Source organism: Mesorhizobium sp. WSM3873 (genome assembly GCF_001672445.1).
In the GTDB taxonomy this organism is placed as follows: domain Bacteria; phylum Pseudomonadota; class Alphaproteobacteria; order Rhizobiales; family Rhizobiaceae; genus Mesorhizobium.
In genome coordinates this window covers 1-20,713 of record NZ_LYTM01000022.1, presented here as the reverse complement: position 1 = coordinate 20,713, position 20,713 = coordinate 1, and the positions used below count along the sequence as shown (strand labels likewise).

Below are 20,713 nucleotides of genomic sequence, written 5' to 3'. Positions count from 1 at the left end.
CGCTCATCGGGGAGCAATCGTAGTGTAGCAACGGCTTCGTACAGGTAGCGTCTTCACACTGTTGCGCTGCGCCGAAAACCGGCTATGAGGTTTCATCCATTGTTTCTGCGAACGGAGTTACTGCATGCCGGAAGAGAATGAGAACAGCCGAAGCCAGTTGATCGAGCTCACCGCGGACATTGTGTCTGCCTACGTTAGCAAAAACCCAGTGCCGATTGCGTCTCTTCCAGAATTGATCGAAAGCGTGAATTCGTCGCTGTCGAAAATCGGACAACCGGCCGAGCCTGAGAAGCCGGCCCAGCCGCCCGCAGTCAATCCGAAGCGGTCGGTGTTCCCGGACTACATCATCTGCATCGAGGATGGGAAGAAATTCAAATCTCTCAGGCGCCATCTCGACGTGCATTTCGGATTGACACCCGACGAGTACCGGGAGAAGTGGGGCTTGAAGTCGGACTATCCGATGGTAGCGCCGAACTACGCGGCTCAACGGTCCGCACTGGCAAAATCAAGCGGGCTCGGCCGGAAACCTGCGGCAAAGCCGTCGAAAAGCACAGGCAAAAAGCGTTCTCCGCGATGAACGCGGAGCCTTGCCCGTTCTGCACAAGCACCGATGTGAGGCCGTACGTGACGGGCGAGGAGGGCGTTGTGATGAGATGCGACGACTGCGGCGCATCCGGCCCGGTCTGCATCGACGAATTGAACGCCGTTAGAAGCTGGAACCGCCGTCCCGCGACACTTGATCAGGACTGGGACTGAGGATCGGTTATGCGACGCGCACTGCTGAAGCCATCCTGGACGCATTCAACGACACAGGCGCCAACCTGCGCGCCGGCGTCACCACCGGCACTAGCATAGGCATCGCTGTATTCCCGAACGATGCGGGATTCCCGTTTGACAAGATCAAAGTCGATCAGTCTCTTGTCCGGGCAGTGGATACCAGCGATGAGGCGCTGCCGCCATGCGTGCGGTCTTAGCCTCGCTCGGGGCGTCAAGCTCCCGGCGCTGGCAGAGGGTGTCGAAACGGACGCGGAGCTGACGTTCTTGCGGTAAGAAGCCTGCGATGCGATCCAGGGTCACCTACTTGGCCGACCCTGATTTCCGACTTCGCTCAGCATACGAGCGGCAAAAACCGGACGCCCGCTTCCCGACGGCTGAGCACCCACGAACTCCGCGTGGCCAGGGGGAACGTGTTTTCGAATTGCTTTACAAGCCGCAGAGGCATGGTCGCGATGCGAGTTGTGCGAGATACCATCGGTGGAATCATACTAAAAGCCTGCGCAACCACCTCGACGCGGACTCTAAGGCCATGTCGAGCAGAAACCATTCTTCTACGGACGACCTCAGGCCCCGGAACCGGGCGGCAACGTGCCGCAACGACATGTATCTTTCGAAGCTTAGCTGCAGGGGCAACTGCGGTACAGCCTACGCACGCGAACGTCCCATCAAATAGCGGCGCTTTGGGTGCGCAGTTGACATGAATCGCTCCGGAAGAATCAGGAAGTCGAAGTCACCGCGAGACAGCAACTCCTAGGGGTCGCCGTCAAGGGGCAGCAATTCGAAACTGACCCTGGGAGCTGCGCGTGCAACACACTCCACGACCTTTTCGAAAAAGCCAGCGTCGCGAATCGGATGCAATAACTCTGAAGCGGCGATCGGATAGAGCCGGTCGAACGGATTCGAAGCGATGATCGCGCACTGTATGTGGTGGAGAGCGTCGCGAACTGCGGGAGCAAGTGATTCTGCACGCGACTAAAATGCGTTCGCGGCCCATGGTCGCAAACAGTTCATCCCGGAAAAAGGCGCGCAGCCGGGAACGGCCGCACTCATGGCCGGCTGGCTTAGGTTGATGCTACGTGCCGGCATGGTGAGATTGCGCTCCGTCAGAAGTGCGTCGAGCACGACGAGGAGATTTAAGTCAAGCCCTTTGAAACGCAGCTTGTCAATCCATAGTGTGGATGCCCTTGATCGCAACAAACGATTTTATCAGACTTTCGAAATCTTGCATGGAAAAGCACCTGACGTACGGATCACCAGCCGCCTTGTGACGTGACGAACGTCTCAAGCACACCAGAAAGGAGAAATTCTTCCATGCGCTCTGAGGTGCGATGGAGGTTATGCTGGGAAAACGACCTGCAATTGGCCGACCATGTCGAACTCTCCGACTTCTTCCGAAACACCTATGGACGGACTAGCACCTTCCACGCAAAACCATTCCAAGGCGGCCGCAGTTGGGCTGGCGCGTGACTAATCGCCAGCGACCCGGATGGTGTAGCAGCACACATCGGCATACCACGCCGCTTCATCAAGGTTGGCGAAGTCGATCTTTTAGTGGCGGAGCTGGGGTTGTACTGCGTTCGTCCGAATCTTGAGAAGCTCGGACTCAGCTTTTCAGGGCGCGGTAAGACCAAGACACAAACGCTGCCGAGGGGAATCCGCCATGCACTCCTAGACCACACCCCGGGACACGATCTGACGAGGAACCATGATACGCAGTCAAAAAGACAAGATGCTCGCAGGCGAGCCGTACAGTGCGGCGGATCCGGAGATCCAAGCCGACCTGCTGGCCACCGGGGCTTGGCTGAAGCGGTACAATGACACGTTTTGCCAAACCGCCGAGCAGGGGCATGCGCTCCTGTCCGAGCGGATAGGAGAGGTTGGGCCCAGAGCGGTCATCCGTCCGCCCTTCTATTGCGACTACGGCTTTAACATCCGCCTCGGAGCCCATGTCTTCCTCAATTTCAACTGCGTCATCCTTGACGTGGTAGAGGTGACGATTGGCCAAGGAACGGCAATTGGGCCTGCCGTTCAGATCTACACCGCAGATCATCCGCATGATCCCGAGCAGCGGCAGAGAGGGCTGCAGTTCGGGCGTCCTGTCCGCATTGGCAGCCGTGTCTGGATCGGCGGTGGGGCAATCATTCTCCCGGGCGTCACGATTGGCGATGATGCGGTCGTGGGCGCTGGCAGCGTGGTCACTCGAGATGTTCCCGCAGGGGCAACAGTCGTGGGAAGTCCGGCTCGGGTGCAAGGGGTTCAAAGTCGTTGAACTTGGCGGTTTGAGCCACGCTCCGAGCTATGCCGAATGGTGTGTAAAGCAACCCGTCAATTACGCGCAATTGCGGCCGGTAGGCGGGCCGCCCCGCTTACATTCGGGCATAATCTCGGGTCTTACACCGCCTCGAGGAAGGCCAGGTCCTTAAGCAGCGCCGACTGAGTCATGCGGCGTGGCGTAACGGAGCCGGGGTCTGAGCGACCATGAAGCCTTCAGGCATCCTGATGTTCTGTATTCCAGGTGTAGATGCCGGTCAGATTGATGTGTTCCCAGCTCAGCGGCCGAGACGTGCTTGAGCAGCTGATCCGGAGTCTCGCGATGCATTTTGCGCAAGTGGGTGACGGCCCGTTTGATATAGACCGTGTTCCAATGCACGATCGCGCTAACGACGAGGTTTTGAGGCCGGAGGCGCGGAAGGCCTGATCGAGCGCGGATTTCGCCGCGGTCGTGGAAGAAGACGGGCGCGCTTCAGTTTATACTCAGCTTTGCCCTTGTTGAGCTCAGCTTGGCCGCGCCGACCGTTGCGGGACATGGTTCGAGCAGTGGTCGTGTTTACCGCGGACAGCGACTTTGTCCCGGCCTTCAAATTCGTGCGTCGCGAGGGTGTCAAAGTAATGCTGTGCACCCTTGGGCACAAAGGAGTGCGCCGCGAGCTAAAGGCCCATGCCTTCAGCTTCTGTATCCGACCGCAACGGGGTCGCATTTCAGCTCTATTCGGCGACCGGACGGCGCGGCAACTGTTTAGACTACCGTTCCCCTGCTAAGTTCGGCATCCAAAGACACGAATGGGGCGCTACGACAGTAACGCATCGTTAACTATGAGTGGGCATTGTGAGCGTTGGCGCTGCCTCGCGCCTAACCTGCCGTCCGCCCTTGCGGAGCCTTCGCCTGATGCCGGCGACCGACGCTTTCATGTACCCCCGACAGTATGCGTCGGCCGCCGGTCGGCTGCTGATCAATGTTGGGTACGGCGGGGTAGCTTTCACCAATACGAATAGTCTGAACTTCCAGGCCTTTTTGCCCAGTCCCTGTTCAAACAGCACTTTCTGTCCCTCGGCCACCGCGCTGAGCCCAGAACGGGATAGCGCCGAGGCATGAACGAAGACGTCTTTACCTTCGCCTTCAGGCGCAATGAAACCGAGCCCTTTTCGGCATTGTACCACTTCACAGTGCCTCTGGTTGCGAACTGCGTTTGCGGCCGAACGACGGATGTCCCACCGGCAGGCGCATTTGCAGAACTTATCGGAATTTCCTCTCCGATCTCCTGTACTTGCGCTACCTGATGTCCCATTTTCGTTTCCTCCAACGTGACCTTTAGATGCGCTCCTTCGGCGACACCGTGGCTTCCAATCGCCTCAAGGGCAAATAGGCCTCTGTGCCGTCTGAGGCTTTGACGAACCCAAACCCCTTGCTTGCACGTTGAACCACTTCACCTGGGCGTCGACAGGTGTCGCGACTGCGGACGGTGGCCGCTGAAAGAAGCTGGGTACGACAGCCGAGACGCGGATTGCGTGGCGCGCCACCTCGCCGGATTCAGCGGTATCCTGCAAGTGGATGGCTACTCGGCCAATACCAACCTGGTCAAGGCACGGGCCAAAGCCGGCAGCAATGAAACAATCCGCCTCGCCGGGTGCTGGGCTCACCTGCGGCGCAAAATTCTACGACCTGCACATCAGCGGGGTCTCGCAGGCCGCGACGGTAACGATCATCGCCATGACCGAATTGTGGAAGGTCGAGGACGAGGTTCGCACAAGGGTGCCGGAAGCCGCGCCGCGCTCCGTAAGGAAAAGTCCGTAGCCATTGTCGCGAGCCTCTTCGATCTAGGGGAAGCGGAACTGGACAAGGTCTCCGGAAAATCCAAGACCGCCGAGGCGATCCGCTACGCGCCCACCCGGCGGGAGGCGCTGGAACGCTTTCTGATGGACGGGCGCATCGAAATCGACTCCAATATCGTCGAGCGTGCATTCAGGCCCAGACGATCACGCGAAAGAATAGTCTATTCACCGGCAGCCACGGCGGTGGACGAACCTGGGCGACGGTGGCCACCTTGCTGCAAACCTGCAAAATGAACAGCGTCGATCCGCTCGACTGGCTCTCGCAGACCATGACCCGCATCGCTCAAGGGTGGCCGGCATCCGAAATCGAAATGCTAATGCCTTGGAACTTTGGGCCTGACGTTATCGAGCTGACCGCTTACCGAAAAAAGCCTGGGGGCCTTTGTTCAACCAAAGACAGCTACAGTCGCTGCCACCGGCAGCAACGAAACCATCCAGTGGCAGGGTGATGGGCACATTTGCGCCGCAAGTTCTACGATCTGCATATCAACTCAAACCCTGCCACGGACTCGGTCTCGACATGACCGAGTTGTGGGAGGTGGAGAATGGCCGCCCTCTTGCATTGTAAAATCTGTCTTAGAGCCATCCCGAAGCGACAAGCGTGTCGCGCTTGCGACATTACGGTGCGACTTATCCTAGACTGCCCCCCAACCGCCCCAGAATAATCCATTGAATTCAAGCGTGTCTCACTGGCACAGCTCTTGCCCAGAAGAGAGCCTAAGCGGTTCATTTCTATCGCTTCGGCTACGTTTTTTGAGGCTTTCGAAAGGGCTAACCATCAGCAGTACATCTATGAACAGCTTAATGACGGCGACGGCCTTAGCTACGGCGACCGCCATGACGGCTTCCGCCCAGCCCCAGATGACCACCATAGCCAAGGCGATAGGTTCCAACCCCAACGAGGCTCCTAACGATGCCACCGACCCTCGCGCCTATCTGAACGAGGTCGACGGCCACGAGGCGATGGTCTGGGTCAGGGCGCATAACCTATCGACCCTCAATAAGCTGTCGAAAAATCCGCGCAACTGCGAATACCAACCCGACATTCTGAAGATCCTACTGGCCACCGATCGTATTGTTTCGCCCGGCCTTGCAAGGCGACATGATCGACAACTTCTGGCAGGACGGCACGCACGTGCAAGGCTTGTCGCGGCGTGCGAGCTGGGAATCCTACAGGTCAGGCAAGCCGCAATGGCGCACCATCCTCGATGTCGATGCGCTGTGCAAGGCCGAGGGCAACCTGCAGGAATACGCCCGCCGTTACGCGCTCGAATACACCTACATGTCTCAAAAACTCATGCACAATAGTGCGCAAGTCTTAAGGCCGTGTGGGCGGATTGAAGCGAGATGAAGCCGGCGGCGAGCGCGGAGACGTGGGCGCGCACCACGGGTGGGATCAAACACCTGCACCAGATGCGCCGATCAAATCTGCCCTTCGCCAACAGCGCCCCAACAAGGCGCACCCGTGCACGCTTCTATGGAGACTATTGTACACAGGCTACTTGGCTTGACGGAAATACAGGTTGCGCCCCGACAGTTGAAGATCAGAGACATAGGATAGCGCGGCAGGTAGGGGAGCTAACATCAAGATGAGAGTCGGCTATGCTAGAGACAAAACATAGCGAGGCGTGCCTGCCTTGGTATTTCAATTATCCAACTGCACCGCAGTTCTCCGCAGCGATCGGCGCGGAGGTCTATGGAGAATGGCTCGGCGGCCTATCGGCTAACGATCCCGTATCGCTTTATATCCATATTCCGTTCTGCCGGTCGATGTGCTGGTATTGCGGCTGCCCCACTACCATCACCCAGCGGGACGCGCCGATCCAAAATTACGTGGCGGCGCTGCGCGGCGAGATCCGTTTGGTCTCGGAGCTAACGCCGCAGGCGCTGCCCGTGAGCGACGTGCACTTTGGCGGCGGAACGCCTACGCTCCTTGAGCCAACGGAATTCCTCGCCTTGACGGGGCTTCTACGCCGCCGCTTCGCGTTCAGGCAAAAGAGCGCCATCGCCGTCGAGATCGATCCGCGCACGTTCACCGCGGAGATGGCCGAAGCCTTAGGAGCAGCCGGGGTGAACCGCGCGAGCCTCGGCGTGCAAAGTTTCGACCCGAGTGTTCAAAAAGCGATCAATCGTATCCAGAGTGTAGAGCAGACCGCGACTGCCGTCGAAAACCTGCGCCAGCAGGGAATAAACCGCATTAACATCGATCTCATCTACGGTCTTCCCAATCAGACGATGAAGTCCTGCGTCCAGACCGCAACGGCGGCGGTGGCCCAGCGCCCGCAGCGGATTGCCGTGTTCGGATACGCTCACACGCCGTCTTCTAATAAACATCAGCGCTTCATTGAAAAGGCAGGACTACCGGACAGCGTTGCCCGTGCCGAACAAGCTGCGGCCGTCGCCGAGACGCTGCTTGCCGCCGGCTACCGAGAGATTGGGTTCGACCACTTCGCCTTGCCGGACGACGAGCTCGCATTGGCTCAGAAAACCGGTCGCCTGCGGCGCAACTCCCAAGGTTACTCTGCCGACACCTGCAAAACCTTGATCGCCTTTGGTGCGTCGGCTATCGGGCGTGTTGGAGAGGGTTACGTCGAGAACGAAGGCGCTCTGGAGGCCTATATTCAGCATATCGCAGCTGGTTGCTTGGCAACGTCGAAGGGCTACCGTCTCATCGGCGAAGACCGCGTCCGAGGCGCAATCATCGAGCGACTGATGTGTGATCTCGAGGCCGACGTACCGGCAATCTGTGCCGCCCACGGATTTGATTGGACCCATTTTCTCGAATCAGCTGAGCGCTTGGCGATGCTGGCCGACGACGGGATTGTGGACGTCGAGAATGGCTTCATCCGTGTGCGGCATGGCCATCGCATTTTGCTTCGCTCTGTTGCTGCCGCGTTCGACGCTTATCTCGACCACTCGTAGTGAGCCACAGCGAGTCACCATGAGCGGAGGCCTGAGAAGGTCGACTGTGCAATCCGATATGGATCGGAAGTCCTTTGTGTACCCGTTTTTGCAGCACCGTGATGTCCAGTGCCCTGTACGAGCAATGCCCGAGTTTTCCGGATCACGAGGGTAATTTGCAACGCTCGAACCGCCGCTTTGGTTCAGGGCGAACACGAGGAATGGTCGGCATGTTCACTTCTATCGGGGGAGATGGCCACCTTACTCTGCTTCGTGAACCCTGGGACGTCATCTCGCTTTCGGCAGAGTGTTCAACGAATACGAATCCTAGCTGTTAAGGACATTCCCATGGCATTCAATATTGCGACCTATCTGAATCGTATCGGCCTTGCTCGAGTGCCGACAACGGTCGACGGTCTTGTTGCCCTTCAGCAGGCTCAAATGCGCGCGATTCCCTTTGAAAACATCGATGTGCTGTTGGGTGATATACCCAATCTGACTGAGAATTCGATCTGGGCCAAACTTATCAATGCCCGGCGAGGGGGGTATTGCTTCGAATTGAACAAGTTGTTTGGCTTGGCGCTCGGAGCACTCGGTTTCACGATCCAGCCCATCCTTTGCAGAGTGCGTATGGGTGCTGCGGAGGGTGGGCCACGCACACACCAGGCATTCATCTTAACCATCGAGGGCGTCGACTGGCTCGCCGACGCTGGCTTCGGTGGTCCAGCACCGATTGCACCGCTACGGCTCGATATAGACGAACTGCAAACAGCTGGCCGTGACGTGTTTCGCCTGCGAGCTGACTCCGCCAGCGGAGAACTCGTCGTTGAACGCAAGAACGGGAATGAATGGTTCGCTCTTTATGGTTTCGATCGAGCCACGGCCCTACCCTCAGATTTCGAGGGCGCCAACTTCATCTGCGCTCGCTGGGACCGTTCGCCGTTTCCATCCAGCCTCATGATGAGCGTGCTGACAGCCGACGGGCCTGCGAACTTGTTCAACAAGGATTTCAGCTTGATTCGGAATCAAATTGAGGAAACAGAAACACTCAAAACGAAGAGCGACCTGCAGCGAGTCTTGTCCGAGGTTTTTCGGCTGCACCTTCCTCGGTCCACGATTGATACGTTATGGGAAAAGCTTGAGTCGCGTGGACGGGTATAGGAAAGAAGGCCGTCAAGCCTTGCACTGCGGCGGTTTTCAGCAGACGGATTTGCCTTTTTGCAGGCACCGTGCGTGGCTTCACTCGAAGTCTCATGCATAAATGACCCTGCTCGCTTAAGACCGCTCACTAGCCCGTCAGGAGTGGTGGCAGCCAATCGGCAGCTCTAACCATGATCTCCGAATTGGAAAGGTGAGCGTCGGCTACGGTGTCGCCACAAGCGATCAAGCATAGTCGACCCAGCATCAGGCTGTGCTGCTGGCGCTTCCTGACCCTGCTCGCCCTCAATGACGTCTTCGGCAGCAATCCGCGCGTCGACGGTGCGTTTCCGGCTGGCGCCGTGAACCTGGTCCGGCGGGCCGCGCAACGACAGATACGCCTTTGAACCGACGACCGCGCGTCCAGGCGGTGAAGCGCTCATCGGCCTATACGAGCGACTGGCTGGAAAATTCTGGCCGATCCCGCCTGGATCGCAGTGCAACTGCTTCCATCGCGGGTATGGGCTCGCGCGCGACTAATCGATGCCGCGCTTCCAAAAACCGATGACGCCAAGCGCGTCGGCGCCACGGACGGGGAGGCAGTTCAGATTTCGTGAGGCTAGGGATCGGTTCCCGGATAGGGCGAAATGACGGATCTTGACGAAGAGCTGGCCCGCTGGACCATGCCTTACCCGGTGCGCGCTCGTCTTCGTATTCCAGCTCGCGCGCTGCTTTCAGAATCAAGGTCAGCCATACCGGACCGACCGGTTCTATGGCCTACGCGAGCGTATAGTTCATTTCGGCCAGCCGGTCGGGCCGGTTTTAGCTCGACATACTGGCGGCATGACAGCGGCCTGTCCCGACCAACCTCATGACACAATCGCTGGTGCCCTGATGTGCCGGTCAGCTTCAATGACGGGGAAGTGGGAGGATGGCGCGTTTGCGGGGTATGTCGCCGGTCTAGCGTGTGACGCTCGTATACTATCCGACACTGTTCTGTCGCTTTTGTTGGATCCGCGACACCGGTCTTTTTAGCCGAGCTCTTGTCTGGCATCATGCTAATCCGTTGAAAAGCAATCACAATGTTTTCACTTCTGCCGGGTCGGCCAAACTGGCACGAGTTTTGACACTCCTTCGTTGGAAGCCGGGCGCCGCCGACCGACCTTCATTTCGTGGATGACACCGCGATGGATGGAACGAAGAAAGAAAGCAAATGTCAAACCCGCATCAGATAGCATTCTATGGCAAGGCGGCCTCGGCGAGACCGCCCCGTACCCAAACAGGCGCCGCCCTTGTCGACCCTTGCGCAGGAAAGCTTGATGGCCGGCTGCGACTCAAAGGCCGGCCCACCACACTCGCTTTATCCTGACTCAAAGGCGCGGGATAAAGTACTGCATCTCGCCCCGCGCGGTATGCCTGGACAGTTATACGTTGGCCAACACCCCTTGCCGACGCTGCCGATGTGGCGCGTCGATCACATCGAGCCCTCGCCCGAGATGTTGGCGCTACGCGCCAACGGTCCGATACACCGCGTGCGCTTCCCGTCCGGGCACGAAGGCTGGTGGGTGACAGGATACGACGAGGCCAAGGCGGCGCTGTCCGACGCGGCGTTCCGGCCTGCGGGAATGCCGCCGGCGGCATTCACCCCGGATTCGGTGATTCTCGGTTCGCCGGGGTGGCTCGTCTCGCACGAGGGGGGCGAGCACGACCGGTTACGCACGATCGTGGCGCCGGCCTTCAGCAACCGCAGGGTGAAGCTGCTCGCGCAGCAGGTCGAGGCGATCGCCGCGCAGTTGTTCGAGACGTTAGCTGTCCAGCCCCAGCCCGCCGACCTGAGGCGCCACTTCTCCTTTCCGCTTCCGGCCATGGTCATCAGCGCGCTGATTGGCGTGCGCTATGAGGATCACGCCTTTTTCGCCGGGCTGTCCAACGAGGTGATGACGCACCAGCATGAAAGCGGTCCGCGCAGCGCGTCTCGTCTGGCCTGGGAAGAACTGCGCGCCTACATTCGCGGCAAGATGTGGGACAAGCGCCGGGATCCGGGCGACAACCTGCTGACGGATCTGCTCGCGGCGGTCGACCAGGGCAAGGCGACCGAGGAAGAGGCGATCGGCCTGGCGGCGGGCATGCTGGTGGCGGGGCACGAGAGCACCGTCGCGCAGATCGAATTTGGCCTGCTGGCCATGTTCCGCCATCCGCAACAGCGCGAACGCCTGGTCGGCGATCCATCCCTGGTGGACAAGGCGGTGGAGGAAATCCTGCGCATGTACCCGCCGGGCGCGGGCTGGGACGGCATCATGCGCTATCCGAGGACCGATGTGACTATCGCGGGCGTGCATATTCCCGCGGAGAGCAAGGTGCTGGTCGGCCTGCCGGCGACGTCGTTCGATCCGCGCCATTTCGACGACCCGGAAATCTTCGATATAGGACGCGACGAAAATCCGCACCTGACGTTCTCGCACGGGCCGCACTACTGCATCGGCATGGCGCTGGCCAGACTGGAACTTAAGGTGGTGTTCGGTTCGATCTTCCAGCGCTTTCCCGCGCTGCGCCTGGCCGTGGCGCCCGAAGCGCTGAAGTTGCGCAAGGAGATCATCACTGGCGGGTTCGAGGAGTTCCCGGTGCTCTGGTGATGGACGGACGCCGCCGGGAATCGCGATCTTCTCTGCGACTTGCCGGCGCCCCTGGCGCGCGCCGGTCAGATCAGCCAGCCAACAGGTAACCAAGATGGACGTGCAAGAAACCATGGCAGCATGCCGGGACGCCTTCGCCGAACTGGCGTCGCCAGCTTGCATCCACGACCCGTATCCGTTCGTGCGGTGGTTGCGCGAGCACGATCCGGTGCATCGCGCGGCGTCGGGCCTCTTTCTGTTGAGCCGCCACGCCGACATCTACTGGGCGCTCAAGGCCACGGGCGATGCGTTTCGGGGACCGGCTCCGGGCGAACTGGCGCGCTATTTCCCGCGTGCGGCGACCAGCCTGTCGCTCAGTCTGCTGGCGTCCACGCTAGCGATGAAGGAACCACCGACACATACGCGTCTGCGCCGGCTGATCTCGCGCGATTTCACTATTCGCGAGATCGACAACCTGCGGCCGAGCATCGCGCGCATCGTCGCAGAGCGCCTGGACGGCATGGCACCCGCGCTGGAGCGCGGGGGGACAGTGGACCTGCATCGAGAATTCGCGCTTGCCTTGCCCATGCTGGTCTTCGCCGAACTGTTCGGCATGCCCCGGGACGACGTGTTCGGGCTCGCCGCCGGCATCGGCGCCATTCTGGAAGGCCTGAGCCCGCGCGCCAGCGATCCCCAGCTCGCCGCGGCGGACGCGGCCAGCGCCAGGGTGCAGGCCTACTTCGGTGACCTCATACAGCGCAAACGCACCGATCCCCGCCGCGATATCGTGTCGATGCTGGTCGGCGCACACGACGACGATGCCGACACGCTGTCGGATGCGGAGTTGATCAGCATGCTGTGGGGCATGCTGCTGGGCGGCTTCGCCACCACTGCCGCGAGCATCGACCATGCGGTCCTGGCGATGTTGGCGTTTCCCGAAAAGCGGCACTGGCTGCAGGGGGACGCCGCGGACGTGAAGGCATTCGTCGAAGAAGTCCTGCGCTGCGATGCGCCCGCCATGTTTAGTTCCATTCCGCGCATTGCTCAGCACGACATCGAACTGCGTGGCGTGGTAATCCCGAAGAACGCCGACGTGCGCGTGCTGATCGCGGCCGGCAATCGCGACCCGGACGCCTTCGCCGATCCCGACCGCTTCGATCCCGCGCGGTTCTACGGCACCACTCCTGGCATGTCGAGCGACGGGAAGATCATGCTGAGCTTCGGCCACGGCATCCACTTCTGCCTCGGTGCGCAACTGGCCCGGGTGCAGTTGGCCGAGAGCCTGCCGCGGATCCAGGCGCGCTTCCCCACGCTGGCATTGGCCGAGCAGCCGACCCGGGAGCCCTCCGCGTTCCTTAGGACGTTCCGCGCACTGCCGGTGCGGCTGCGTTCGCAGGGGGGCTGAGATGCGCGTCGTAGTCGACCAGGATCTGTGCGGAACCACTGGGCAGTGCGCGCTGACGCTGCCGGGCATCTTTCGCCAGCGCGAACTGGACGGAGTGGCCGAAATGTGCATGGCGACGGTTCCGCAGGCGCTACACGCCGCCGTGCGGCTCGCGGCCAGCCAGTGCCCAGTCGCCGCCATTCGGGTCATCGAAAGCGAAGCTGGCGATGAGTTGCGCGCCAGCGCTGACCCTGCGCCTTCTCCGGCGGAGGCCGAGCGGCATGCCGCGAAAGACCAACGCAATCCAGGGCGACACGATGGGACGGTTTGAAGGCAAGGTGGCCGTGGTGACCGGCGCCGGCGCCGGCATCGGCAAGGCATGCGCCCTCGCCATCGCGCGCGAGGGCGGCAGAGTGGTGGTGGCCGACATTGATGGCTCTGCGGCCATGGCCTGCACCGCGCAGATCGCGGCCGAAGCGGGTCACGCGCTGGCCGTTGCCATGGACATCGCCGATGCGCAGGCGGTGGCAGAGCTGTTCGAGACGGCGGAGCGGCACTTCGGTGGGGTCGACCTGCTGGTGAACAACGCGAGCGCCATGCATCTGACCCCGCGCGACTACGCGATCCTCGACCTGGACCTAGCGGTCTGGGATCAGACCATGGCGACCAATCTGCGCGGCACGCTGCTCTGCTGCCGACAGGCCATCCCACGGATGATCGCCCGCGGCGGTGGCGCGATCGTCAACATGTCGTCGTGCCAGGGGCTCAGCGGTGACACCGCGCAGACGTCCTACGCCGCGTCGAAGGCGGCGATGAACATGTTGTCGGCCTCGCTCGCCACCCAGTACGGTCATGCGCAGATCCGCTGCAACGCGGTTGCGCCGGGTCTCATCATGACCGAGCGTCTCCTCGCCAAGCTGGACGAGTGCATCCAACGGCATTTGCGCCGGCACCAGCTCCTGCCGCGCGTCGGCCGCCCCGACGACGTGGCCGCGCTGGTGGCGTTCCTGCTCTCCGACGATGCTGCATTCATTACCGGCCAGGTCGTGTGCATCGACGGCGGCATGCTGGCGCATGTGCCGACGTACGCCGACGGTGGCAACAGCCGCGCCGTGCGGCCTGACGGCGGCCTCGCTGAAGCGGCCGCGGCGCAGCGCTGCTAATGGACATGCTGCTCAACCCGCTGGACCGTCGGCACCGGCTGCGGCACGACATTCCGGTCATGCCCGGCGCTTTCCCCCTGGTCGGGCATCTTCCCGCCATCGTCTGCGACCTGCCGCGCCTGCTGCGGCGCGCGGAACGGACGCTGGGCAGCCACTTCTGGCTGGATTTCGGCCCTGCCGGCCACCTGATGACCTGCGTGCATCCGGATGCGTTCGCACTGCTCCGGCACAAGGACGTGTCCTCGTCGCTAATAGAAGAAATCGCGCCCGAATTGCTTGGCGGAACGTTGGTCGCGCAGGACGGCGTCGCGCACCGGCAGGCGCGCGATGCGATCAAGGCGGCGTTCCTGCCCAAGGGGCTGACCCAGGCCGGCATCGGCAACCTGTTTGCGCCCGTCATCCGAGCGCGGGTGCAGGCCTGGCGTGATCGCGGCGACGTAACCATTCTGCGCGAAACCGGCGACCTGATGCTCAAGCTCATCTTCAGCCTCATGGGAATCCCCGCGCAGGACCTGCCGGGATGGCATCGCAAGTACCGGCAACTGCTGCAGTTGATCGTCGCGCCCCCGGTCGACCTGCCCGGACTGCCCTTGCGGCGCGGCCGCAGCGCCCGCGACTGGATCGACGCGCAGTTGCACCAGTTCGTCCGCGACGCGCGCGCGCATGCCACGCGCACCGGGTTGATCAACGACATGGTGAGCGCCTTCGATCGCAGCGACGATGCGCTCTCCGATGACGTACTGGTCGCCAACATCCGCTTGCTGCTGCTTGCCGGCCACGACACCACCGCCTCGACGATGGCCTGGATGGTGATCGAGCTGGCGCGGCAGCCTGTGCTGTGGGACGCCCTGGTCGAGGAGGCGCAACGCGTGGGTGCGGTGCCGACCCGGCACGCGGACCTGGCGCAGTGTCCGGTCGCCGAGGCGCTGTTCCGCGAGACGTTGCGCGTGCATCCGGCGAGCACGCTCCTGCCGCGTCTCGCGCTGCAGGAATTGCAGCTCGGCCAACGGCGCATTCCCGCGGGCACCCATCTGTGCATCCCGCTGCTGCATTTCTCGACCTCGGCGCTGCTGCACGAGGCGCCTGATCAGTTCCGCCTGGCGCGGTGGCTTGAACGCACGGAGCCGATCCGGCCGGTGGACATGCTGCAGTTCGGTACCGGCCCACACGTCTGCATCGGCTACCACTTGGTATGGCTGGAAATGGTGCAGTTCTGCATCGCCTTGGCGCTGACTATGCACGAGGCCGGGGTGCGGCCGCGGTTGCTGAACGGCGCCGAAAAAGGCCGGCGCTACTACCCGACCGCACATCCGTCCATGACAGTCCGCATCGGATTCTCATGAGCTGGCATCGCATGCCCCGTGTGGCGAGGCAGCGGCGCCGGCGACGCGCAGCATTGCTGCACTCGGCGCAAGCGCTCAGCGCCGGCAACATCGCGGCGGCTCAACGCTCGCAGCGGCCGTGTCAGGTACAAGGACTATGAACAACATGCAGACCGGTCCCACGCTACACGACGACCGAACGGGCGTTTCCGCGCTCGGTGGATTGGGCGCGCAGGCGCGCGGCGCATCCGGCAGGCTGCTGCCGGAGATCTGGATGCAGGATGGCGCAAAGCGGGTGGAACAGGCGCTGGCGCGTCTTCTCTGCGCCGAAGATAACAGTGAGACCGAGCTGATGGCGGCGATGCGCTACGCCACCTTGCAGGGCGGGAAGCGCACCCGCGCCTTGCTCTGTGAGGCTGCCGGCGCACTGGCCGACACGCCGGCGCACATGCTCGACGACGTCGGAGCCGCCATCGAGATGATGCACGCCTGTACCCTGGTCCACGACGACCTGCCCGCGATGGACGACGACGTGCTTCGGCGCGGCCTTCCGACCGTGCACGTCAAGTTCGGCGAAGCCACTGCGATCCTGGTCGGCGATGCGCTGCAGGCGCACGCCTTCCTGACCCTGGCGAGCCTGGATGCGCCGGGCAACAACCGTATAGCGCTCGTGCGCGAACTGGCGCAGGCGGTGTCCGCCGAGGGTGCCGCAGGCGGGCAGGCCATGGATCTGTCGCTGGTCGGAAAGCACGTCGAGCTGGACAGGATCGTGGCGATGCACCGGATGAAGAGCGGAGCGCTAGTACGCGCGTCCGTTCGCATGGGCGCGCTATGCGCCATCGCGGAGGACACCGCGCACGCTGCGCTGTACTGTGCGCTCGATCGCTACAGCGCCTGTTTCGGCCTCGCGTTGCAGGTGGTCGACGACATTCTCGACGCGACAGCGGATGCCGCGACGTTGGGCAAGACCCCCGGCAAGGACGCGGCGGCGCAGAAGCCGACCTGCGCGTCGATCATGGGGCTGCAGGAAGCGCGCCAGTTCGCGCTGGATCTGTTGCGCGACGCCGGGGAGGCCATCGCCCCGCTGGGGCCGCGTGCGGAACGGTTGGCGCAGATGCTGCAGCGGGCCAAAGCGTATCTCTTCAAACACGCGCCATGCGCATGAGCGCGCCCGTCCGCCTGGAGTCGCCCCTGTGCCGCTGCGATCGGCCGGCGGCAGCGGTGCTGCCTATGTCCGAGTCCGCGGCGCCGATCAAGCGGTTGCCCTGCCCGGCCGCGGCGCACGGGCGCGCTGCGCGCAAGCCTATGCGGTCGATCGGCGCCAGCATCGGGGCGCGTCGCCGCGCCGGAGCAGGGCGGCCGCCCGGCGCTGCACATGGGGCCGGGCCGCGACAGGGCTGCGGCGAGGTGCGCGGCGTCTGCCCGGTCCTGATTCTCGTCAAACCGTCTGCAGAAGGAACATCCCGCGTGAACGCGCTGTCCGAACGGATCCTTTCCGAGCTGCGCCACCTGCTGAGCGAAATGAGCGACGGCGGCAGCGTCGGTCCGTCCGTGTACGACACGGCGCGAGCTCTGCATTTCCACGGCACTGTCACCGGTCGGCAGGACGCATACGCGTGGCTTATCTCGCAGCAACAGGCCGATGGCGGATGGGGAAGCGCGGACTTCCCGCTGTTCCGCCATGCGCCCACGTGGGCGGCGCTGCTGGCATTGCAGCGTGCCGATCCTCAACCCGGCGCTGCCGACGCAGTCCAGGCTGCAACTCGGTTCCTCGAGCGTCAGCCCGATCCCTACGCGCATGCTGTGCCGGAAGATGCGCCGATCGGCGCGGAGCTGATTCTGCCGCAGTTGAGCGGCGAGGCTTCATCCCTGCTCGGCGGCGTGGCGTTTCCGCGCCACCCGGCGCTGTTGCCATTGCGGCAAGCGTGCCTGGTCAAGCTGAGCGCGGTGCCGACGTTGCCGAGCGGCCATCCGTTGCTGCACTCCTGGGAAGCCTGGGGGACGTCGCCGAGCACCGCATGCCCGGATGATGACGGCAGCATCGGCATCAGTCCGGCGGCCACCGCCGCGTGGCGTGCGCACGCCGTGACACAAGGGAGCACGCCGCAGGTCGGGCGCGCCGACGCGTATCTGCACGCGGCATCCCGGGCGACGCGCAGCGGCATCGAAGGTGTCGTTCCCAACGTCTGGCCGATCAATGTGTTCGAGCCATGCTGGTCGCTGTACAGCCTGCATCTGGCCGGGCTGTTCGCGCATCCCGCGCTCGCCGAGGCGGTGCGCGTGATCGTCGCGCAGCTCGACGCCCGCCTGAGCGTGCGTGGTCTGGGCCCGGCCTTGCACTTCGCGGCCGATGCGGACGACACAGCCGTTGCGTTGTGCGTCCTGCGCCTTGCAGGCCGCGACCCGGCGGTCGACGCGTTGCGCCATTTCGAAATCGGCGAGCTATTCGTCACCTTCCCCGGCGAGCGCAATGCTTCGGTGTCGACCAACATCCATGCCCTGCATGCGTTGCGACTGCTGGGAAAGCCCGCCGCCGGCACCAGCGCCTACGTCGAGGCCAATCGCAACCCGCACGGCCTATGGGACAACGAAAAATGGCACGTTTCTTGGCTGTATCCCACCGCGCATGCGGTCGCTGCGCTGGCGCAAGGCAAGCCCCAGTGGCGCGACGAGCGCGCGCTGGCGGCGCTGCTGCAGGCGCAGCGCGACGACGGCGGCTGGGGCGCCGGTCGCGCGGCCACATTCGAGGAAACCGCCTATGCGCTGTTCGCGCTGCACGTGATGGACGGGAGCGAAGAGCCGACAGGGCGCCGGCGCATCGCGCAGGCTGTGGCGCGTGCGCTGGAATGGATGCTCGCCCGCTATGCGGCGCATGCATTGCCACAGATGCCGCTGTGGATCGGCAAGGAACTGTATTGCCCCACCCGGGTTGTACGCGTGGCCGAACTCGCCGGGTTGTGGCTGGCGCTTCGTTGGGGGCGGCGCGTCCTGGTCGAGGGAACAGGAGCGGCGCCATGATCCAGACCGAACGCGCGCTGCAGCAGGTGCTGGAGTGGGGGCGTTCCCTGATCGGGTTCGCCGACGAGCATGCCGTGGAAGCGGTCAGGGGCGGCCATTACATCCTGCAGCGCATCGACCCGAGCCTGCGGGACGCCAGCGCCCGCACTGGTCGCGATCCGCAGGACGAAACACTGATCGTGGCGTTCTACCGCGAACTGGCGCTGCTGTTTTGGCTCGACGATTGCAACGACCTTGGCCTGATCGCGCCGGAGCAGCTCGCCGCGGTGGAGCAGGCGCTGGGGCAGGGCGTACCGTGCGCACTCCCCGGATTCGAGGGCTGCGCTGTGCTAAGCGCTTCGTTGGCCGCGCTCGCCTACGATCGTCGCGACTATGCTCAGCTTCTCGACGATACTCGGTGCTACTGCGCGGCGCTGCGCGCCGGAGACGCGCAAGCGGCAGGGGCGGAACACTGGTCCTACGCCGAGTACCTGCACAACGGCATCGATTCGATCGCCTACAGGAACGTGTTGTGTTGCCTGTCGTTGTTGTGGGGGCTGGACATGGCGACTTTGCGCGCGCGTCCGGCGTTTCGCCAGGTCCTGCGGCTCATCTCTGCCATCGGGCGCCTGCAGAACGATCTGCATGGACGCGACAAGGACTGGTCGGCCGGCGAGGCCGACAACGCGGCGATCCTGCTGCTGCAGCGCTATCCGGCTATGCCTGTGGTGAAGTTCCTCAACGACGAGCTGGCCGGCCATACGCGCATGCTGCAACGGGTGATGGCGGAAGCACGCTTTCCCGCGCCGTGGGGACCGTTGATCGAGGCCATGGCGGCCATCCGCGCGCAGTACTACCAGGCCTCGGCCAGCCGCTACCGCAGGGACACTGCGGGGGACGCCAGCGTGGGCCGGCCAGAACGCGCGGGAGGCGGCGACGTGCGCGCGCTGCCGTCGGTCCGACCCGACGCAACGCCGTCGCCCGATGCGACGGATGGAGCGAGCATGAACGACACCGCCCTGAGCCGGCGCAAGGACGACCATCTTGACATCATGCTGGATCGGCGAACGGCGCCGGCCACGGTCGCCGCCGGCTGGGAGTATATCCGTTTCGAACACTGCGCATTGCCCGAGTTGGACCTGACCCAGATCGACCTGCGCGCCTCGTTGCTGGGCAAGACCATGCGCGCGCCGCTGCTGATCAGCTCCATGACCGGCGGCATGCCGCGCGCCGAGGCCATCAACCGGCATCTGAGCGAGGCAGCGCAAGCCTTGGGGATTGCCATGTGCGTCGGTTCGCAGCGCGTGAGCCTGCAATCCCGCAACTCCCAGGGGCTGACGCGCGCGCTGCGCCGCCTGGCCCCAGACATCCCCTTGCTGGCCAATATCGGCGCCGCGCAACTGCGCGAGGCCGACGGCCTAGACTTGGCGCGCCGGGCTGTGGATGCGCTGGAGGCCGATGGACTCATCGTCCATCTCAATCCGCTGCAGGAAGCGGTACAGCCGGAGGGCGACCGCGACTGGCACGGCGTGCTGGCGCAGATCGCTCGCGCCGCGCGCAGCGTGGGCGTGCCGATCGTGGCCAAGGAAGTGGGGTCGGGCCTGTCCGCCTCGGTGGCCTGCGCGCTCGTCGAGGCGGGCGTGGCGGTGATCGATGTTGCCGGCGCCGGCGGCACCAGTTGGGCCGCGGTGGAGGGCGAGCGCGCCCGCGATGCCGCCGACCGTGCAGTGGCGATGGCGTTCGCCGATTGGGGAATTCCGACCCCGGCCAGCGTGCAGGCGGTCCGTCGCGCGCTGCCAACGGTGAAGCTGATCGCGTCGGGCGGGATCCGCGACGGCGGCGACGTGGCCAAGGCCATACGCTTTGGCGCGGACTTCGCCGGGCAGGCGGCCGGCGTGCTGCGCGCGGCGACGGTGTCCACCGAGGCGGTGGTCACGCATTTCGAGATCGTCATCCGCCAGTTGGCAGTCGCGTGCTTCTGCACCGGCTCGGCTGATCTGGCGGCGTTGCGTCAAGCGCCGTTGTTGCCCTCCGCGCATCTGCCCGCCGGTTAATGCGTGGCGTCGTCCGCACGTGGCGACGGGCGCCTAGAGCGGCGGATTTTCATGTGAGTCCATAGCCTGCGGCAGTGAAGTAGTTTCTGCATTCTGTTGGGGAGAACAGATTGCAGATATCGCCGATGGCCTGCCACAGGGCGTCGATGGTTCTGATGGCCTTTGCGCGCAGATGCGCCTTGAGCTTGGCGAAGGCCATTTCGATCGGGTTGAGATCCGGACTGTAGGGCGGCAGGAAGAGCAGCCATGCGCCTCT

The 20,713-nt window shown here is 63.3% G+C and carries 18 protein-coding genes and 4 pseudogenes; 17 read left to right on the top strand and 5 right to left on the bottom strand.

The window, feature by feature from the left end; all coding sequences use genetic code 11:
- Window positions 1-124 precede the first annotated feature (124 nt).
- Window positions 125-577 (top strand): MucR family transcriptional regulator, encoded by a 453-nt coding sequence (locus A9K71_RS15630; protein WP_066997224.1) that lies wholly within the window; start codon window positions 125-127, stop codon window positions 575-577.
- 600 nt (window positions 578-1,177) lie between these two features.
- On the opposite strand, the pseudogene A9K71_RS32600 reads toward A9K71_RS15630, so the two are convergent.
- A pseudogene (locus tag A9K71_RS32600) lies at window positions 1,178-1,935 on the bottom strand (LysR family transcriptional regulator); the annotation flags it as partial.
- 153 nt (window positions 1,936-2,088) lie between these two features.
- On the opposite strand from A9K71_RS32600, the pseudogene A9K71_RS32595 reads away from it, so the two are divergent.
- Together A9K71_RS32595 and A9K71_RS15625 are read left to right on the top strand one after the other, a co-directional pair.
- Window positions 2,089-2,397, top strand: a pseudogene (locus A9K71_RS32595) (acyltransferase); the annotation flags it as partial.
- An 85-nt stretch (window positions 2,398-2,482) separates the two neighbouring features.
- The gene (locus A9K71_RS15625; RefSeq protein ID WP_066997221.1) at window positions 2,483-3,046 is read left to right on the top strand and encodes a sugar O-acetyltransferase; all 564 of its coding nucleotides are present in this window, start codon (window positions 2,483-2,485) and stop codon (window positions 3,044-3,046) included.
- Window positions 3,047-3,215: 169 nt separating this feature from the next.
- Here A9K71_RS15625 and A9K71_RS30440 read toward each other — a convergent pair.
- Together A9K71_RS30440 and A9K71_RS32910 are read right to left on the bottom strand one after the other, a co-directional pair.
- Window positions 3,216-3,569 (bottom strand): annotated as a pseudogene (locus A9K71_RS30440) (Tn3 family transposase); the annotation flags it as partial.
- Window positions 3,570-3,864: 295 nt separating this feature from the next.
- The gene (locus tag A9K71_RS32910) at window positions 3,865-4,215 is read right to left on the bottom strand and encodes a cold shock domain-containing protein (protein WP_280940555.1); all 351 of its coding nucleotides are present in this window, start codon (window positions 4,213-4,215) and stop codon (window positions 3,865-3,867) included.
- A 348-nt stretch (window positions 4,216-4,563) separates the two neighbouring features.
- Between A9K71_RS32910 and A9K71_RS15620 the strand changes: the two genes are divergently transcribed.
- The gene (locus A9K71_RS15620; protein ID WP_245299639.1) at window positions 4,564-5,121 is read left to right on the top strand and encodes an IS66 family transposase; all 558 of its coding nucleotides are present in this window, start codon (window positions 4,564-4,566) and stop codon (window positions 5,119-5,121) included.
- The gene (locus A9K71_RS33020; RefSeq protein WP_246728121.1) at window positions 5,118-5,336 is read left to right on the top strand and encodes a transposase domain-containing protein; all 219 of its coding nucleotides are present in this window, start codon (window positions 5,118-5,120) and stop codon (window positions 5,334-5,336) included. Before A9K71_RS15620 ends, A9K71_RS33020 begins: the two co-directional genes overlap by 4 nt.
- A gap of 237 nt (window positions 5,337-5,573) precedes the next feature.
- Here the strand turns inward: A9K71_RS33020 and A9K71_RS32585 are convergent, their stop codons facing one another.
- On the bottom strand, window positions 5,574-5,780 hold the full coding sequence (locus tag A9K71_RS32585; RefSeq protein WP_066997218.1) for a hypothetical protein: 207 nt from the start codon (window positions 5,778-5,780) through the stop codon (window positions 5,574-5,576).
- Window positions 5,781-5,989: 209 nt separating this feature from the next.
- Here A9K71_RS32585 and A9K71_RS32580 point away from each other — a divergent pair, with 209 nt between their 5' ends.
- From A9K71_RS32580 to fni, 12 genes and pseudogenes are all read left to right on the top strand, one after another.
- Entirely contained in the window at window positions 5,990-6,238 is a 249-nt protein-coding gene (locus A9K71_RS32580; protein WP_066997216.1) for a hypothetical protein, read from the top strand.
- Window positions 6,239-6,489: 251 nt separating this feature from the next.
- A complete protein-coding gene (hemN, locus tag A9K71_RS15605; protein WP_066997213.1) occupies window positions 6,490-7,809 on the top strand; it encodes an oxygen-independent coproporphyrinogen III oxidase in 1,320 nt (439 codons plus the stop codon).
- Between the two features lie 327 nt (window positions 7,810-8,136).
- Window positions 8,137-8,949: an arylamine N-acetyltransferase gene (locus A9K71_RS15600; protein WP_066997211.1), complete on the top strand. Its 813-nt coding sequence runs from the start codon at window positions 8,137-8,139 to the stop codon at window positions 8,947-8,949.
- A gap of 1,388 nt (window positions 8,950-10,337) precedes the next feature.
- On the top strand, window positions 10,338-11,558 hold the full coding sequence (locus A9K71_RS15595; RefSeq protein WP_066997210.1) for a cytochrome P450: 1,221 nt from the start codon (window positions 10,338-10,340) through the stop codon (window positions 11,556-11,558).
- A 94-nt stretch (window positions 11,559-11,652) separates the two neighbouring features.
- On the top strand, window positions 11,653-12,942 hold the full coding sequence (locus tag A9K71_RS15590) for a cytochrome P450 (RefSeq protein WP_066997207.1): 1,290 nt from the start codon (window positions 11,653-11,655) through the stop codon (window positions 12,940-12,942).
- Window position 12,943: 1 nt separating this feature from the next.
- On the top strand, window positions 12,944-13,252 hold the full coding sequence (locus A9K71_RS30425; protein WP_082980543.1) for a ferredoxin: 309 nt from the start codon (window positions 12,944-12,946) through the stop codon (window positions 13,250-13,252).
- Window positions 13,239-14,084, top strand: coding sequence for an SDR family oxidoreductase (locus tag A9K71_RS15585; protein WP_066997301.1), 846 nt, complete (start codon window positions 13,239-13,241; stop codon window positions 14,082-14,084). The genes A9K71_RS30425 and A9K71_RS15585 overlap by 14 nt, the downstream gene beginning before the upstream one ends.
- Window positions 14,084-15,427 (top strand): cytochrome P450, encoded by a 1,344-nt coding sequence (locus tag A9K71_RS15580; RefSeq protein WP_066997204.1) that lies wholly within the window; start codon window positions 14,084-14,086, stop codon window positions 15,425-15,427. The genes A9K71_RS15585 and A9K71_RS15580 overlap by 1 nt, the downstream gene beginning before the upstream one ends.
- Window positions 15,428-15,563: 136 nt before the next feature.
- Complete coding sequence (locus A9K71_RS15575) at window positions 15,564-16,571, top strand: polyprenyl synthetase family protein (RefSeq protein WP_197092124.1); 1,008 nt, start codon at window positions 15,564-15,566, stop codon at window positions 16,569-16,571.
- Window positions 16,572-16,873: 302 nt separating this feature from the next.
- A complete protein-coding gene (locus A9K71_RS15570; protein WP_066997298.1) occupies window positions 16,874-18,424 on the top strand; it encodes a hypothetical protein in 1,551 nt (516 codons plus the stop codon).
- A pseudogene (locus A9K71_RS30420) lies at window positions 18,421-19,319 on the top strand (hypothetical protein); the annotation flags it as partial. The gene A9K71_RS15570 and the pseudogene A9K71_RS30420, both read left to right, overlap by 4 nt.
- Before the next feature lie 88 nt (window positions 19,320-19,407).
- A complete protein-coding gene (fni, locus tag A9K71_RS15565) occupies window positions 19,408-20,457 on the top strand; it encodes a type 2 isopentenyl-diphosphate Delta-isomerase (protein ID WP_066997295.1) in 1,050 nt (349 codons plus the stop codon).
- A gap of 49 nt (window positions 20,458-20,506) precedes the next feature.
- Here the strand turns inward: fni and A9K71_RS15560 are convergent.
- On the bottom strand, window positions 20,507-20,713 hold a 207-nt coding region (locus A9K71_RS15560), incomplete at its 5' end, for a transposase (protein ID WP_197504236.1).